18 protein-coding genes are annotated in these 15,265 nt (G+C 68.6%); 12 read left to right on the forward strand and 6 right to left on the reverse strand.

The window, feature by feature from the left end:
- Positions 1-109 precede the first annotated feature (109 nt).
- Positions 110-778: a hypothetical protein gene (locus tag VGC47_11990; GenBank protein ID HEX9856024.1), complete on the reverse strand. Its 669-nt coding sequence runs from the start codon at positions 776-778 to the stop codon at positions 110-112.
- 528 nt (positions 779-1,306) lie between these two features.
- On the opposite strand from VGC47_11990, the gene VGC47_11995 reads away from it, so the two are divergent.
- Positions 1,307-1,942, forward strand: coding sequence for a PH domain-containing protein (locus VGC47_11995; protein ID HEX9856025.1), 636 nt, complete (start codon positions 1,307-1,309; stop codon positions 1,940-1,942).
- Positions 1,943-1,948: 6 nt separating this feature from the next.
- Here VGC47_11995 and VGC47_12000 read toward each other — a convergent pair whose 3' ends face one another.
- The gene (locus tag VGC47_12000) at positions 1,949-3,193 is read right to left on the reverse strand and encodes a class I SAM-dependent RNA methyltransferase (protein ID HEX9856026.1); all 1,245 of its coding nucleotides are present in this window, start codon (positions 3,191-3,193) and stop codon (positions 1,949-1,951) included.
- Positions 3,194-3,236: 43 nt separating this feature from the next.
- On the opposite strand from VGC47_12000, the gene VGC47_12005 reads away from it, so the two are divergent.
- From VGC47_12005 to fabI, 5 genes are all read left to right on the forward strand, one after another.
- A complete protein-coding gene (locus VGC47_12005; protein HEX9856027.1) occupies positions 3,237-4,802 on the forward strand; it encodes a 4-coumarate--CoA ligase family protein in 1,566 nt (521 codons plus the stop codon).
- Complete coding sequence (locus VGC47_12010) at positions 4,786-5,268, forward strand: YbaK/EbsC family protein (protein HEX9856028.1); 483 nt, start codon at positions 4,786-4,788, stop codon at positions 5,266-5,268. The genes VGC47_12005 and VGC47_12010 overlap by 17 nt, the downstream gene beginning before the upstream one ends.
- 74 nt (positions 5,269-5,342) lie before the next feature.
- Positions 5,343-5,939: a poly-gamma-glutamate hydrolase family protein gene (locus VGC47_12015; protein ID HEX9856029.1), complete on the forward strand. Its 597-nt coding sequence runs from the start codon at positions 5,343-5,345 to the stop codon at positions 5,937-5,939.
- A 54-nt stretch (positions 5,940-5,993) separates the two neighbouring features.
- The gene (locus VGC47_12020; protein ID HEX9856030.1) at positions 5,994-6,350 is read left to right on the forward strand and encodes a hypothetical protein; all 357 of its coding nucleotides are present in this window, start codon (positions 5,994-5,996) and stop codon (positions 6,348-6,350) included.
- 101 nt (positions 6,351-6,451) lie between these two features.
- A complete protein-coding gene (fabI, locus tag VGC47_12025) occupies positions 6,452-7,231 on the forward strand; it encodes an enoyl-ACP reductase FabI (GenBank protein ID HEX9856031.1) in 780 nt (259 codons plus the stop codon).
- 5 nt (positions 7,232-7,236) lie between these two features.
- On the opposite strand, the gene VGC47_12030 is transcribed toward fabI, so the two are convergent.
- Complete coding sequence (locus VGC47_12030; GenBank protein HEX9856032.1) at positions 7,237-9,060, reverse strand: ATP-binding protein; 1,824 nt, start codon at positions 9,058-9,060, stop codon at positions 7,237-7,239.
- A 50-nt stretch (positions 9,061-9,110) separates the two neighbouring features.
- Between VGC47_12030 and VGC47_12035 the strand changes: the two genes are divergently transcribed.
- Positions 9,111-10,124: a D-alanine--D-alanine ligase family protein gene (locus tag VGC47_12035; protein ID HEX9856033.1), complete on the forward strand. Its 1,014-nt coding sequence runs from the start codon at positions 9,111-9,113 to the stop codon at positions 10,122-10,124.
- Between the two features lie 48 nt (positions 10,125-10,172).
- On the opposite strand, the gene VGC47_12040 is transcribed toward VGC47_12035, so the two are convergent.
- From VGC47_12040 to rpmB, 3 genes are read right to left on the reverse strand one after another with little or no spacing between them, the layout of a single operon-like run.
- Positions 10,173-10,406 carry an Lrp/AsnC ligand binding domain-containing protein gene (locus VGC47_12040; GenBank protein ID HEX9856034.1) on the reverse strand — a complete coding sequence of 78 codons (234 nt, stop codon included), beginning with the start codon at positions 10,404-10,406 and terminating at the stop codon, positions 10,173-10,175.
- Positions 10,407-10,460: 54 nt separating this feature from the next.
- Positions 10,461-10,673, reverse strand: a complete 213-nt coding sequence (locus VGC47_12045) for a cold shock domain-containing protein (protein HEX9856035.1) — start codon at positions 10,671-10,673, stop codon at positions 10,461-10,463.
- Positions 10,674-10,677: 4 nt separating this feature from the next.
- Complete coding sequence (rpmB, locus tag VGC47_12050) at positions 10,678-10,866, reverse strand: 50S ribosomal protein L28 (protein ID HEX9856036.1); 189 nt, start codon at positions 10,864-10,866, stop codon at positions 10,678-10,680.
- 104 nt (positions 10,867-10,970) lie between these two features.
- Between rpmB and recG the strand changes: the two genes are divergently transcribed.
- Genes recG through VGC47_12075 form a run of 5 tightly spaced genes read left to right on the forward strand, consistent with a single transcriptional unit; the run spans position 10,971 to position 15,264 of the window.
- The gene (gene recG, locus VGC47_12055; protein ID HEX9856037.1) at positions 10,971-13,157 is read left to right on the forward strand and encodes an ATP-dependent DNA helicase RecG; all 2,187 of its coding nucleotides are present in this window, start codon (positions 10,971-10,973) and stop codon (positions 13,155-13,157) included.
- Between the two features lie 7 nt (positions 13,158-13,164).
- Positions 13,165-13,707, forward strand: coding sequence for a 16S rRNA (guanine(966)-N(2))-methyltransferase RsmD (gene rsmD, locus VGC47_12060; GenBank protein HEX9856038.1), 543 nt, complete (start codon positions 13,165-13,167; stop codon positions 13,705-13,707).
- A complete protein-coding gene (coaD, locus tag VGC47_12065; GenBank protein HEX9856039.1) occupies positions 13,704-14,180 on the forward strand; it encodes a pantetheine-phosphate adenylyltransferase in 477 nt (158 codons plus the stop codon). The genes rsmD and coaD overlap by 4 nt, the downstream gene beginning before the upstream one ends.
- Complete coding sequence (locus tag VGC47_12070; protein ID HEX9856040.1) at positions 14,177-14,734, forward strand: hypothetical protein; 558 nt, start codon at positions 14,177-14,179, stop codon at positions 14,732-14,734. The genes coaD and VGC47_12070 overlap by 4 nt, the downstream gene beginning before the upstream one ends.
- Before the next feature lie 23 nt (positions 14,735-14,757).
- The gene (locus tag VGC47_12075; GenBank protein ID HEX9856041.1) at positions 14,758-15,264 is read left to right on the forward strand and encodes a DUF177 domain-containing protein; all 507 of its coding nucleotides are present in this window, start codon (positions 14,758-14,760) and stop codon (positions 15,262-15,264) included.
- Position 15,265: the final 1 nt, after the last annotated feature.

Raw genomic sequence — 15,265 nt, forward strand, 5'->3', positions numbered from 1 at the left:
CGCCACGGTGAGAGCCGCGGGGAGGTGCTCGCCGGGTCTCGATCCGGTGGCGGCAAAGCCCCGAGAGGGTGAGGCTTCGGCCGAGCTTCCTCGGGGTTTTTGCCGCGACTCAGTCGATCGGCTCGCACCCGGGCACGCGCTCGAGGAACGTGACGCGGTCGTCGGCCTCCGGCCCCGACAAGCGGCCGGCGAGATGCGCCGGGTCGTCACCGTCGATCGAGAATCCCCACACGTCCACGTCCACGTTCCCGACCTCGGTGAGGCGATCGCCGTACGCCTGGCGCACCTCGGCGAGGCTGCTGCCGATGCCGATCCCCTCGGCGGTTGCCAGGCCGAGCTCCCACGGATCGACGCCTGCCAGTGAGGTGTCGTGGTCGAACCCGTAGGTCCACGACGAGAGCGTCCCGCTGCCGGCGCCTCCGTCGTTCGAGAGGCCTTCGTCGTTCGAGAGGCCTTCGTCGTACGAGAGGATCGCGTAGAAGCTTCCCCAGCCGACTGCGCGCACCTCGGCCCCGGGGCACGACCCGTAGACCTCCGATCGAGAGGCGATCCACCCGGAGTCCTTGTCGGGCGATCCGAGCAGCTCGGTCAGCGCCGCGATCACCTCCTCCTCCTGGTCGCCGATGGCGGTCGGCCCGATCCCGCCGGGCGACAGAACGGGGCGCTCGAGCTGGGACGGCACGGTGCCTGCGCCACCGCCGCAGGCTGCGGCGACGATCGCCAGCGAGAGGACGAGGGTTGCGGCGACAGTGGCAGGAGGGCGCAGGGCTGCAGCCATGGAGGCAATCTAGGTTGGTAGGCGAGACGGCCGTGCGGTCTCACGGACGGCTCTGGGTGGGACGGATGGCCCCGACCCGGCACTGAAAGGACGAATGGCCAGGTCAGCCACGGTCGCGAAACAACGCGGTGAGACGCGAAAACCAAACAGCGTTTCGGCTTGACCCGTGATGGGCTGACGCGTACATTCCCTGCTGTCGCCGGGAAGGGAGACCGACCCGGGGACCCGGCAGCCCGCAAGGGCCGCAGGCGGTGGGTCTCTTCGGAGACTCCCGAGGTCCAGGAAGCTCACCTCCGCGAGGGGGTGGCGCCTACAGGGCGACCGGATTCGAGCCTTCGGGCTCGGAGTCGGCCGGAGGACCGGCCCGGTTCAGGCTTCGGCCAGGACAGGGAACATCGGCCACCGTGAGGTAGACCGATTGGTGAACCCCGAGAGGGCGAAGGTTTCGGCCGGAGCTTCCTCGGGGTTCATCGCGTTGCTGCCCGAATCGCCACCGCGGCGAGCGGGACGCTCTCTACACTCACGACCATGACATTCCCGCACCGGTTCCTCACCGACGACGAGAGCATCGTCAGGCAGTTTCGCCCCCATTGGCGTCTCCTGTTCCTCCCCATGCTGTGGGTCGTGGCGGCGATCGTCGCCATCGTGCTCGTCTACCAGGTCATCCCGCCGGAGAACGGAACCGCCGACCTGATCACCTCGCTCGTCATCGCAGCCGCCCTGATCCCGCTGTCCGTCGTCCCGCTCGTCGACTGGTGGTTCACGCAATACGTGCTCACGAGTGAGCGGCTCATCACTCGCTCAGGCGTCATCAGCCGCAGCGGCATCGAGATACCGCTCGTCAACGTCAACAACGTCCTCTTCCACCAGTCGGCGTTCGAGCGAATCCTCCGTTCGGGCGACCTGCTCGTGGAGTCGGCCGGGGAGAGTGGGCAGAGCCGCTTCTCCGACATACCGCAACCGGAGGAGTTCCAGGCGCTCCTCTATCGCACCCGGGACGAGCTCGTCAAGGCGCGCGCCCGCGAGGAGGGCTCGTTGATCGGCGAAGCAGTCGCACCCGACCCGACCACCCAGCTAGAGCGCCTCGCCAAGCTCCATCGCGACGGCGTCATCACCGACGACGAATACGCCGCCAAGCGCCAGGCGCTTCTCGACCAGATCTAGAGGAGCTCACCTGAGGGTGAAGGAGGCGACCGCCTCGATGTGGTAGGTCTGCGGGAACATGTCGACGGGGCGCACCCGGTCGAGCCGGTATCCCCGGGCAGCGAGGTGCCCGGCATCCCTGGCGAGGCTGGCAGGGTCGCACGAGACGTATGCGATGGCCCGAGGAGCCGCCGAGGCGAGGACATCGATCATCTCGCGGCCCAGCCCTGAGCGGGGCGGGTCGACGACGGCGACGTCGAAGGCGGCCCCGACTTCCTCGAGCACGGCGTCGAAGTCACCCCGGTAGACGACGGCTTCGACGTCTGCGGCCTCGAGGTTGTGGCGCAGGTCGGCGACGGCAGTCGGGCTCGCCTCGATGGCGACAACCGCGGCGCACCCCGCGCCGACGGTTGCGCCGAACAGTCCCCCGCCGGCGTACCCGTCGAGCAACACCTCGTGCGGCTGCGGACTCAGGGCCTCGGAGACGCACTCCACCAAGGCCTCGGCGCCGGCCGAGTTGACCTGGAAGAAGGACCCACCCGTGATCCGTAGCGGTGTGCCGGCCACGACCTCGGTGATCGTGGTGCCTCCGATGATGCTGCGCAGCCCACGGCTCGACCGGTGAGCCACGGAGGCTCCCCAAGTCGCCGCTTGCTCCGGGACGTCGCCCTCGACGATCACGAGCATGTCGCCGGTCGGCGCCGCCACGCGCATCGTGAGCGACCGGGCGCCGTCGAGGGGGCCGAGGCGATCGAAGAGCTCTCCGAGCTCGGGCCGGAGCAGGAGGCACACCTCGAGAGGCTCGAGCGTCTTGCTCCTGAGCCGATGCAGGGCCGGGACGCCGGCGGCGATCTTGAAGTCCATCCGGTTCCGATAGTGGTAGGGAGGGCCGGGGACGATTGCCGCGTCGACCTGGACCGACTCGAGGCCCCCGAGGTGGGCGAGTTGGCCCGCCACGATCGAGCGCTTCCAGTCGAGCTGTGCCTCGTAGTCGGCGTGCTGCCATTGGCATCCCCCGCAGCGCGCGAAGTGCGGGCACGGCGGCTCGACCCTGGCTGGAGACGCTGCGACGACGTCGATCAGGTCGACCCGAGCCCACGATCCCTTGTCCTTCACGACCTGCCCGACCACCCGCTCGTTCGGGAGGGCACCGGCTACGAAATGGGCCTTGCCGTCGAGGCGGGCGATTGCCTCTCCTCCGTGAACCATGTCCGTCGTGTAGAGCTCGATCACCGGTCTCCTCGATCCCGTGGCGGCGCCTGTGAGGCTCATTCTCCTACTCTCGGAGGACGCGCAGACCGAGGAGGCAGGCAGCATGCGCATCCACCACAGTCCCTTCTCCGACGTGGAGATCCCAGATGTCGCGGTGACACCCTTCGTGATGCGTCACGCCGAGCGCCTCGCCGACAAGCCGGCGTTCGTCGACGGCACATCGGGACGCACCCTGACCTACGGTGCTCTCGACGACCTGATCCATCGCCTGGCGGGAGGGCTCGCCGGAGAAGGCTTCGCCAAGGCTGGCGTGCTCGCCCTGATGGCTCCGAACATGCCCGAGTATCCGGTCGTGTTCCATGCCGTCGCCACCCTGGGGGGCGTGGTCACGACCATCAACCCGACGTACACGGCGGGCGAGGTGGCCCACCAACTCGCCGACTCCGGCGCCACGGTGCTGGTCACCATCCCGCAATTCCTCGACGTCGCCCACCAGGCCGCGGCCGCTTCGGGGGTCGAGGACATCATCGTGCTCGGAGATGCAGACGGAGGTCGGCCGCTCGCTGAGCTGCTGGCGGCCGAGCCGGTCTTCCAGGTCGACGTCGACCCGCACAGCGATGTGGTCGTGATGCCCTACTCGTCGGGAACGACCGGCCTCTCCAAGGGCGTCATGCTCACCCATCGCAACCTCGTTGCCAATGTCGTCCAGGCAGACGCCGCGGTCGGCCTGGCAGAGGAGGACGTCATCGTGGCGGTCCTCCCGTTCTTCCACATCTACGGGATGCAGGTCCTCATGAACGGGATCCTCGCATCGGGAGGGACGGCCGTGACCCTTCCGCGGTTCGATCTCGAGCAGTTCCTCCAGTCGCTCCAGGACCACCGGGTGACGCGGGCCTACGTGGTGCCGCCCATCGTGCTGGCGCTCGCCAAGCACCCGGTCGTCGACCGATACGACCTCTCGGCGCTCGATCTCGTGTTCTCCGGCGCGGCGCCCCTCGGCGCCGACCTGGCGAGCGAGGCCAAAGCTCGGATCGGCGCCGAGGTCGTCCAGGGATACGGGCTCACCGAGACGAGTCCGGTGACCCACGCCACCCCGCGCGGGCAATACCGGGCGGGCTCCATCGGGATCGTGATCCCGAACACAGAGGTCAGGGTCGTTGACCCTGTGAGCGGGGAGGATCTCGAGGTAGCCGAAGACGGAGAGATCTGGATCAGGGGGCCCCAGGTGATGAAGGGATACCTCAACAACGAGGAAGCCACCGCGGCGACCATCGACCCGGAAGGATGGCTGCACTCGGGAGACATCGGCCACGTCGACGAGGACGGGCATTTCTACATCGTCGACCGGCTCAAGGAGCTCATCAAGTACAAGGGGTTCCAGGTGGCTCCGGCCGAGCTGGAGGCGCTGCTCCTCACCCACCCGGCCGTCGCAGACGCCGCCGTCATCGGCGTGCCGGACGACGAAGCAGGCGAGATCCCCAAGGCCTTCGTCGTGATCAGACCGGAATGCCAGGTGACGGGGGACCAACTCATGGCTTTCGTCGCCGAGAACGTCGCCTCGTTCAAGCGAGTCAGGGAGCTCGACGTCGTCGACGCCATCCCCAAGTCGGCGTCGGGCAAGATCCTCCGCAGGGTCCTGCGCGACCAGGAGCGTGAGCGGGCTGGCTGAGCACGACACACCCGCTCTGGCGTCACTGCGGGCTGCCGGTATCCACCACGAAGTGGTTCGCACCGGTCCCGTGACAGGTGTCGAGGAGGCCGCCGCCGCCCGGGGCATCCCGGTGGCGGCCCTCGTCAAGTCGATCGTCGTGCGCATCGGAGACGACCGGTACACCTTCGTGCTCGTCCCCGGCGACCGAGTCATCGATTGGGCCAAGCTGCGCGCCCATCTCGGGGTGCGCCGTGCATCGCTGCCCAACGCAGACGAGGCGCTCTCCGTCACCGGGTACGAGCGCGGCGCGATAACCCCGTTCGGCTCGACGCGGGCGTGGCCCGCCGTGGTCGATGCCACGCTTCTCGAGCATCCCGTCGTGTCCCTCGGCGGAGGCGCCCACGGCGTGTCGGTGAGGGTCAGCCCGTCCGACGTGGTCGCCGGGCTCGCAGCGGAGGTCGCCGACGTCACCGCGCCCGCGTGAGAGGTGACCTGTACCCTCCGGCCGGCGGCAGCAGCACGGCGCCGGACGGCATGACGGGGCATGGTGATCGGCGGGTGGGCGCAACTCCGGCCATCGCCGAGCCCGGGCACATGCTCAGGGGGCTCCTCGCCGAGGAGGGCGTCCACGAGCTCTGCACGCTCGCCGGATCGGTCGGCGTCATGGCTCTCCACGGAGGTTTGGAGGCGGGCACGTGGGAAGCGGCGCGCCGTTGCGCATCTAGGATCGGCGCCAGCACCTACGCAGTCGTGCAGCCGGACGGCCTCCGCTGGCACGTCCCGTCGTTCCAGTTCGACACGGCAGCGAGTGCGACGCTGCGACGATTCGTCCGCCACGTCTCGGTGGCCGTCTCGTTCCACGGCTTCGGGCACCCAGACCTCGACGGAGCCGTGCTCGTCGGCGGCTCGAACCGAACGCTCGCAACGGCGATCGGAGCAGCCATCGACGGGACAGGCAGGGCGACCGCCGTCACCGACATCTCGTCGATACCGAGGCGCCTGAGGGGACTCCACCCCAAGAACCCGGTCAACCTGCCGAAACATGGCGGCGTGCAGCTCGAGCTCTCGCGCCGTGCGAGGTCGGGCGGCGCCGAGCTCCACATCGCCGACGCCGTCGCCTTCGCCATCGCCGAGGAGCTTCCTTCACTCGAGTGACGCCGCGGCGCCTCACGGCGCCGCGCCGCGGGCGAGCACTACGCTCCCGGTCGCATGCTGGCGTTTCACGAGGCGTGGTTCTACGTGGCCGTCCTGGCGACGGGAGTGGTCGGGCTGTGGGGGGTCGCCCTCGGCGCGATGAAGTCAGAGCCGGTGCGGTGGTTCACCCTTGCCCGCAACGCGGCAATCGCGGCGATGCTCGTCCAGATCGGCGCCGGGCTCGCCGTCTACGGGCAAGGCCGCAGGCCCGGCAACGGCTTCCACGTGTTCTACGGCGTGGTCATCGCCATCACGCTCAGCTTCGCATACGTCTACCGCGCCCAGCTGGAGCGCCGGCCCGCCCTCGGCTACGGGCTCCTGTTGCTCTTCGTGATGGGTCTCGGCCTGCGTGCCTGGGCCAACGTCAACTGATCTGGTCTTCGTCACGGTGGGCCATCGCAGGCGAGGACCGGCTCCCGCCGGACACCGTTACCTCTTAGCATGCGCCCCGTTCACGCGAGGAGGGTTCATTCGTGCTTCTCGAAGGAAAACGCCTGCTGATCACCGGCGTCCTCACCGACGACTCGATCGCATGGCATACGGCGAGGGTCGCCCAAGAGGAGGGCGCTGCGATCCTGCTCACGGGGTTCGGCCGGGGGCTGCGCCTCACCGAGCGGGCCTCGAAGAGGCTGCCGGTCGAGGCCGAGGTCGTCGAGCTCGACATCAACGACCCGGCACACATGGATGCGCTCGCCTCGAGGATCGACGAGCTCTGGGGGGCGATCGACGGTGCCTTGCACGCCATCGCCTTCGCTCCCGATGACGCCCTCGGCGGCAACTTCCTGGCGACGCCTCCCGAAAGCGCCAGCACCGCCTTCTTGACCTCGGCCTACTCGTACAAGACGCTGGCGGTCGGGCTCCGTCCCCTCATGCAGAGGGCAGGCGGCGGATCGCTGGTGACGCTCGACTTCGACAACACACAGGCGTGGCCGGCGTATGACTGGATGGGAGTCGCCAAGGCCGCCCTCGAGGCTGTGACCCGTTATCTGGCGCGCGACCTCGGGGCCGACAGGATTCGGGTGAACGCCGTGTCGGCCGGGCCCCTGACGACGGTCGCCGCCAAGTCCATTCCCGGTTTCTCCGTCTTCCAGGACGTCTGGTCCGGCAGAGCTCCGCTCGGATGGGACTCTGCCGACCCGGAGCCCGTCGCCAAGATGGTGGCGGTGCTGCTGTCCGACTTCGCGCCGATGACGACCGGTGAGATCGTGCACGTCGATGGGGGCTTCCACGCCATCGCGACGGCTTCGAGCTGATCCCGTCAGTCCGCCGGGACCCCGGCAGACGGCTCCTCGCTGCGGCTCACGGTGCCTGCCCGCACGGGCAGCGCCACGGTGAACGTCGCCCCACCACCCACGGTCGGCTCGAACCAAGTCCGGCCGCCCATCGCTTCGCTGAGCCCGCGCACGATCGAGAGGCCGAGGCCGGTGCCGCCGTAGCCGCGGGTCTCACGGCGCTCGATCTGAGTGAACCTGTCGAAGATGTGCTCGTGGTGCTCATACGGGATGCCGGGGCCGTGGTCGATCACCGAGAGGTACACCTCGCTGCCCCGCAGCCTTGCCTGGACGTCGATCGTGACCCGCGGGGCGTACTTCAACGCGTTGTCGATGAGGTTCGTGACGATGCGACGCAAATGGCCCGGGTCGACGCGGATCTCGTCGATGGCGGGGTCGACGAGCACCGTCGCCCATTGCCTGGCGCCCGGGACGTCGCTGATGATCTCTTCGATGAACGAAAGCAGCTTGACCGCCTCCGGCCTGACCGGCAGGGCGCGGTTGTCGAGGCGGGATACGACCAGCAGGTCCTCGATGAGGGAGCGAAGCCGATCGGCCTGACGCTCTGCGGTGCCGAGCAGCTCCTGGGCATTCGGGTCGCGTGGCGCCAGCTCGGGCCTCTGGAGCGTTTTGAGCGACCCGATGATCGAGGTGAGCGGCGTCCGCAACTCGTGACTGACGACCGACACGAAGTCCGTCTTGAGCTGGGCGAGCTCCGCCATCTTGGCACTCGTCTCCTTGGCTTCCTCGTAGCGGGCCAGCTGGTTGAGCACCAGAGCAGACGGTCCGGCGAGCGACTCGAGCTGCCTGGCGTCCTGTTCGTCGAACTGGCCCTCGAGCTTGTCTGCGACCGCGAGCACGCCGAGCGACCGCGACTCGAGCTGCAGGGGAACCGCGAGCAACTGCGTGGCGTGCAGCTCGGTGAGGAACTCGCCGAGCTTGCTCCGGTTGACCGCGTTGTCGATGAGGGGCGACCCACCGGTGAACACTCGCTGCAGCGGGCCGGGATCCGAGAGCTGGAGCTTGTAGCTGCCGGTCTTCACCGTGTGGCCCGCCACCCAGAGGGGAGACATCACCTCAAGCTGCTCCTGCTTGGGCCGGTAGAGGAGGACGAAGCCGGTCCTGGCACGAACCGTGGCGGCCACCCTGCCGACGATCTCGGGGAGCACCTCGGCGAGGTTGCGTCCGATCCCGATCGTGCGCGAGAGGTCGTAGAGCTGGGTGAGCTCCCCCTCGTGCTGCGCCAACTCCTTCTCTCGGCTGCTGAGCACCTCGAGGCGCTTCGCCGTCGAGCGCATCATGGTGCGCAGCCCCCTGGCCGCCACGAGCATGAGCAGCGCGGTGAGGACGAACGCCGAGATTCGCAGGGTCAACGCCCCATCTCGCGGCCCGGTGGCATCCGAGACGAGGGCCGTCACGTACCCGATGAGGGCAAGCCCGCTGACGAGGAGGAGCACGATCGGGCTCACCAGGATCGCAGAGGCGAACACGACGGGCGCCAGGAACGCTGCCGCGGTCGCCTCGCCGGCCGAGAGGCCTTGGACGACCAAGGTTCCGGCGACCGCAAGCCCGCACCAGAACAGGACGACGTGATCGCTCCATCTCGTGGCGAGCAGCCGCCGCCACGGGATCACGGAGACGATCAGGGCTCCGCCTCCGAGTATCGAGAGCGGCATGTAGACGGTGGCGTCGTCGAGGCCTGCATTGCGCCAACCCGTGTAGGCGAAGGCGGCGAGCGCCAGCCACGATGCCCCGAGGCCGAGCCTGACGACTCGAACCCGGTAATCGATGAAGGGGTCGCGGTCAGCCATGCCTCTCGGGCTATCGGAGGATCCTGCAGGCAACGGTAACCTCTCCCGTGATGGCCCGGGTACTTCTCCTCTTCGGCGGCCGCTCGGCCGAGCATGAGGTTTCCTGCGTATCTGCCGTCTCTGTTGCTGACGCCCTTGCCGAGGGTGGACACCGCGTCATCCCGGTCGGAATCGACAGATCTGGTGACTGGTTCCTGGCCGATGCGGGCGAGCGTCCCCTGCGGGCCGAGGGTCGGAGGGTGACGCTCTCACTGCCGGGGGGGTCGCTCGTGTCCGGTGAGGACGAGGTCGGCTTCGACGTCGCCTTCCCGGTCCTGCACGGTCCATACGGCGAAGACGGCCGCATCCAGGGTGCATTCGACATGGCCGGGGTGCCGTACGTCGGCTGCGGCGTCCTCGGGAGCGCCGTGGCGATGGACAAGGACGTCGCCAAGCGGCTGGCACGCGACGCCGGGATAGCGACGACCCGGTGGCAGATGGTGCGGCACGCCGATCTCCGGGACGACGCGCCGGCGGTCGTCGACGAGGTCGCCGGGCTGCTCGGCTTTCCGGTCTTCGTCAAGCCCGCAGAGCTCGGATCCTCCATCGGTGTCGCCAAGGCATCGACAGACGCCGAGCTCAAGGATGCGTTGCTGCGGGCATTCGAGCTCTCCGACAAGGCGCTCGTGGAGGAGACCGTCACAGGGAGGGAGATCGAGGTCGGGGTGCTGGAAGGTCCGCGGGCCTCGGCGCCGGGCGAGATCGTGATCGAGGCGGAGTGGTACGACTACGAGGCCAAGTACAACGACGATGCGAGCCGTTTCGTCGCTCCGGCGAGACTGACGCGCTCCCAGGTGGCGACGGTCCAACAGCTCGCCTGCCGGGCGTTCGAGGCGCTCGAGTGCCGGGGCCTGGCGCGGGTCGATTTCTTCTTCGAGAAGCCGGGCCGCGGCTTCATACTCAACGAGGTCAACACGATGCCGGGATTCACGCCCATCTCCGGGTTTCCCCTCATGTGGCAGGCCTCAGGGATGAGCTACCCGGAGCTGTGCAACGAGCTCGTCGAGCTGGCGCTCGGCGGTTGACCTCTCCCTCGTGAGCCGGACCAGGCCGAGTCGCCGGTCGGGTGCGATTCAGAGCCGGACGACGGGACAGGTGAGGGTACGGGTGATGCCTTCGACCGCCTGGATGCGCGCCACCACGAGCTTTCCGAGCGAGTCGACGTCGTCCGCCTGGGTGTGGACGATGGCGTCGTACGGTCCGGTCACCGACTCGGCAGACGTCACCCCGGGAATGGTCGCGATCTGGGCGGCCACGGTGGCCGCCTTGCCGACCTCGGTCTGGATGAGGATGTATGCCTCGACCACGTGCGATCCCTTCTTTTCGTGGATCCTACCCGGGCGGCGACTCGGGGTGCCGGCTCAGTATCCGTCCGAGCCGAACCTCAACCGGTAGGCGTACGGGTTGCCGTCGGCGTCTTGGACGTCGAACACGACGCGCTGGCCCTGTCTGAGTGTCCGAAACAGCGAGCCCGAGAGCGAGCCCGGCCGCAGCAGCACCTCGCTGCGATCGTCGTCGCGCACGATGATGCCGAAGCCGGTGGCGGGGTCGTACAGCTTCACGACTCCCTGCACCGCTTCACACCTTCTCGATCTTGCCGGCCTTGATGCACGACGTGCACACCCTGGCGCGACGTGAGTTGCTGCCGTGCTTCACGCGCACCTTCTGGATGTTCGGGAGCCAGCGGCGGCTGGAGCGCTTGTGTGAGAAGCTCACCTGCTTGCCGACCCACGGCTCCTTGCCGCACACCTCACAGCGATATGCCACGAAGGGACCTCCTGGGGAGGCGGCATCGTAACACGGGCACGGGATCGGGCAGCCGGACACCTGAGGTTCCAGGCGCGCATCCACGTCGTCGTATCCTGCCGGCCATGACCGCCACGGGCACCACGAGCCGGAGCCTGGCGTACCTCGCAGGTGTGCCGGCCGAACGGGTGAAGGGGATCGGACCGCGCTCGGCCAAGAAGCTCGGCGACAACGGCATCCACTCGGTCGCCGACCTCCTGTTGCACGTTCCCCGCCGGTATCTCGACCGCTCGCAGCTGTTCGACCTGGCGAGCGTGCCGCTCGGCGAGGAGGTGACCGTCGGCGGTACCGTTCTCGCGGTCGAGCTCAGACGCCTCTCGAAGAACAGGAAGCGCACCAGCGCCCGCATCTCCGACGGGACGAACCTGCTCACCGTCACCTGGTTCAATCCCTACGTCAAGGTCGCCAAGGGCGCCGACGTCGTGCTCTCCGGCAAGGTGGAGCGATTCAGGGGCCGCCTCCAGATGTCGAACCCCGACATCGACACCCTCGACCCAGACTCGCTGTTGATCGGCCGGGTGGTGCCGATCCACCCAGCCGTCGGCGGCCTCTCGCCGACGAAGATCAGGAGCGCCATCGCCAACGCCCTGCCGAGAGCTCGGCCGATCGAAGACCCGCTGCCTCGGGGAATGGTCGAGCGCCTCGGCCTCATGGAACGTGACGCCGCCATCGGGATGGTGCACTTCCCCGATGAGGCTTCGGACGCATCCCGCGCCAGGGAGCGCCTCGTGTTCGACGAGTTGTTCCGGCTCGAGGTGGCGCTGGCGCTCCAGAAGCACCGACAGATCGAAGGGTCGGTGGGGATCGCCCACGACGGCGACGGGACACTTGCTGCCGCCTTCCTCGATGCGCTGCCTTACAGCCTCACCGGCGCCCAGCGGCGGGCGATCGAGGAGCTCGACGCCGACATGACGCAGGCCCACCCGATGCACCGCCTCCTCCAGGGGGAGGTGGGGTCGGGGAAGACCGTGGTCGCCGCAGCGGCTCTCCTCACGGCAGTCCAGGGAGGGCACCAGGGGGCGGTGATGGCGCCGACGGAGGTTCTCGCCGTGCAGCACTACCTCGGGCTGCGCGACCTGCTCGAGGAAGCGGGGCTCGACCCGCCGCGTCATGATCCGTCGGCTCCCGAGGGCATGGTGAGCCTCTTCGGAGGCGAGACGGCGGATGGCCCCGTCGTTCGCCTCGCCCTCCTCACGTCGAGCAGCGCCGAGGTGAACTTCGTCGCCGCGGGTGCGGCGCGCCGAGCAGACGTCATTCGCTGGATCGCAGATGGGATGGTGGACCTCGTGGTCGGGACCCACTCGCTCATCCAGGATGCGATCGAGTTCGCGGGGCTCGGGCTCGCAGTCGTCGACGAGCAGCATCGCTTCGGGGTCCACCAGCGGGTACAGCTCAAGGAGAAGGCGGACGGGTACGCCCCCGACGTCCTCATCATGACGGCGACGCCCATCCCGAGGACGCTGTCGATGACGCTCTACGGAGACCTCGACGTGTCGGTCCTCGACGAGATGCCGCCCGGGCGCCTGCCGTGCCGCACGAGGCACGTTCGGCCGGCCGATATCGCCGAGGTCTACGACCTCATCCGCCACGAGGCCGGGGCGGGCCGCCAGGCGTTCGTGGTGTGCCCCCTCGTCGAGGACAGCGACAAGCTCGAGGCTGCATCGGCGACCGCCGAGCATGAGCGCCTCTCGTCGATCCTCGCCCCGCTCCGGGTGGGTCTGATGCATGGCCAGCTTCGGCCCTCCGAGAAGGAAGACGTGATGCGGCGCTTCCGCCGCGGGGAGCTGGATGTTCTCGTGGCGACGACCGTGATCGAGGTGGGCATCGACATCCCGAACGCCACCGTGATGGTGATCGAGGACGCCGACCGGTTCGGCCTCAGCCAACTCCACCAGCTGCGGGGGCGGGTCGGGAGAGGAAGCGACCAGGCAACGTGCGTCCTCGTCGCCGATCCGTCGACCGACGTCGGAGAGCAGCGGATCGCTGCCATGGTGGCGACTACGGACGGATTCCGCCTCGCCGAGGAGGACCTGCGCATCCGCGGGCAGGGGACGGTGTTCGGGGCGAGGCAGGCAGGCCTCAAGGACCTCAAGCTCGCCGACATCCTGCGCGACGCCGAGACGCTCGCGGTGGCGCGCCGCGAGGCGTTCGCCCTCGTTGCGTCCGACCCCGACCTGCGGGGGTCCGCCCCCGTCGCCGAGGAGGTGCGGGCCATGCTCGGCGCCGACGTGGAATGGCTCTTCAAGTCGTGACGCCGGGATGAGGATCATCGCGGGACGTGCCAAGGGGCGCACTCTCGCCTCGCCGAGAGGGCCGGCGACCAGACCGCTGACCGGGCGCGCCAGGGAGGCGGTGTTCTCGTCACTCGGCGACTCGGTCATCGGCGCCACCGTCCTGGACGCCTACGCGGGGACCGGCTCGATCGGCCTCGAGGCGCTCAGCAGGGGCGCCGTCTCCGCCGTCTTCATGGAGCGGTCGAGGTCGGCGCTGGCGGTCATTCGGCGGAACGTCGAGCGAGTCGGCCTCGGCGGGACGATCGTGCCCGGCGACGTCGTCGCCAGCCTCTCGGCGGACGCCAACACGTACGACTTCGCCTTCGTCGACCCCCCCTACGACACGGGGAACCCCGAGGTCGAAGCCGTCCTGGCGGCGATGGAAGGGCGCCTCGGGCGCGGGGCGTGGGTCGTCGTGCACAGGCGGACGGGAACACCGCTCCCGGCGCCTCCCCCATTCCTCCGGCTCGTCGACCGGCGACGCTACGGTGATGGCGAGGTGTTGCGGTTCGTGGAGGAGCAGCCTTGATCTCCGCCCTTGTCCCCGGGAGCTTCGATCCGCCGACGAAGGGTCATCTGGACATCGTCGAGCGTTGCGCGGGGATCTTCGATCGCGTCGTGGTGGCCGTCGTCAGGAATCCCGGGAAGTCGGCGCTCTTCACCGCCGAGGAGCGCATGGATCTGCTGGCCGAGTGCTGCAAGTCGTGGACCAACGTCGAGGTGGCGGCGTTCTCGGGCCTCCTCGTCGACTTTGCGTCGGAGCAGGGAGCCAACGTGATCGTGAAGGGCCTCCGGGCCGTGACGGACTTCGAGTACGAGATCCAGATGTCGCAGATGAACCGTCACCTGTCGGGGATCGTGACGCTCTTCGTGGCGACGAAGCCGGAGTACGGCTACCTGTCGTCATCCCTCGTCAAACAGGTCGCCGAGCTGGGAGGGGCGGTCGGCTCGCTCGTTCCCGAGGTCGTGGCGACGGCGCTCACGGAGAAGTTCTCCCGATGACGGACGACCCGATGCAGGAGGAGCCGCGCCAGGAGGAGCCGCCAGAGGAGGAACCGAAGAAGCCGCCCCCGATACCAGGCAGGATCCTCGACATCGTCGACGATCTCCTCGTCATGGTGGAGGAGGCGAGGCCGGTCCCGCTGTCGAGCGCCATCCGCATCGACCGTGACCAGCTCATCTCCCGCCTCCATGAGCTCCAGGAGATCCTCCCCGACGAGCTCAGGGCGGCGCGTTGGATGGTGCGCCAGCGCGAGACATATGTCGCCCGGACGAACGAGAAGGCCCGCACGATGCTCGCCAAGGCCAAGGCGAAGTCGGAGGACCTCGTCGCCGACTCCCACATCGTCCAGGAGGCCGTCGAAGAGGCCAACCGACTCGTGCGCAACGCCGAGAAGGACGCCGAGCGCATCCGGCTCGAGGCAGAGGATCACGCCGAGCGACGGCTCGCCGAAGCCGAGGCGGTGCTGGGAGAGCTGCTCCGCTACGTTCAGGAGGCGCGCGCCGAGCTCCACGAGGCGCTGCCGGCGCCCATCGAGGCCCCGGTGGGGGAGTGACCGCACTGAAATAGAATCGGCTCGTGACCGCCGCGAACCACTTCATCGTCCCCGTCGCCGACCTGATGCGCCATCACGGATCATCCCGCCACGTCACGGTCGAAGCACCCGTCGATTGGCATGTCGAGCTCTCCGGCGTCCGGCCGGATCCTCCCCTCGTTGCCGGCCTCACCGCAACACGCGTCACCGGGGGGATCCTCTTCAGGGGTGAGGTCGCCGTGACGGTCGACCACTCCTGTCACCGCTGTCTCGAGCCGAGTGAGGAGGTGATCGTCGTCGAGGTCGCTCAGCTCTACTCCGATCGGACCGACCCGGACGGTGAGGACTACTCACTGGACCGTGATCTCGCCGACCTCGAGCCGATGCTCCGCGACGAGGTCATGCTGGCCATGCCGCTGTTGCCGACGTGCGACCCCGAGTGCCCGCAACTTGTTGAAGGTCTCGGAAGCGACTTGAATATCGAGGCATCCGCCGGCGAGCCTGGCGGGGCTTCTCCTTTCGCCGTGCTCAAGGACCTGCTCGGCGATTGAC

The sequence above is a fragment of the Acidimicrobiia bacterium genome (genome assembly GCA_036396535.1).
Classification (GTDB): Bacteria; Actinomycetota; Acidimicrobiia; order Spongiisociales; family UBA5794; genus DASWKR01.

What these genes read in the sequence shown, in the direction of transcription:
- VGC47_12070 (HEX9856040.1), top strand. Translation starts at nt 14,177, where the DNA reads ATGACGGACGACCCGATGCAGGAGGAGCCGCGCCAGGAGGAGCCGCCA.
- VGC47_12005 (HEX9856027.1), top strand. Translation starts at nt 3,237, where the DNA reads ATGCGCATCCACCACAGTCCCTTCTCCGACGTGGAGATCCCAGATGTC.
- VGC47_12035 (HEX9856033.1), top strand. Translation starts at nt 9,111, where the DNA reads ATGGCCCGGGTACTTCTCCTCTTCGGCGGCCGCTCGGCCGAGCATGAG.
- VGC47_12020 (HEX9856030.1), top strand. Translation starts at nt 5,994, where the DNA reads ATGCTGGCGTTTCACGAGGCGTGGTTCTACGTGGCCGTCCTGGCGACG.
- VGC47_11990 (HEX9856024.1), bottom strand. Translation starts at nt 778, where the DNA reads ATGGCTGCAGCCCTGCGCCCTCCTGCCACTGTCGCCGCAACCCTCGTC.
- rsmD (HEX9856038.1), top strand. Translation starts at nt 13,165, where the DNA reads ATGAGGATCATCGCGGGACGTGCCAAGGGGCGCACTCTCGCCTCGCCG.
- VGC47_11995 (HEX9856025.1), top strand. Translation starts at nt 1,307, where the DNA reads ATGACATTCCCGCACCGGTTCCTCACCGACGACGAGAGCATCGTCAGG.
- VGC47_12030 (HEX9856032.1), bottom strand. Translation starts at nt 9,060, where the DNA reads ATGGCTGACCGCGACCCCTTCATCGATTACCGGGTTCGAGTCGTCAGG.
- recG (HEX9856037.1), top strand. Translation starts at nt 10,971, where the DNA reads ATGACCGCCACGGGCACCACGAGCCGGAGCCTGGCGTACCTCGCAGGT.
- VGC47_12000 (HEX9856026.1), bottom strand. Translation starts at nt 3,193, where the DNA reads ATGAGCCTCACAGGCGCCGCCACGGGATCGAGGAGACCGGTGATCGAG.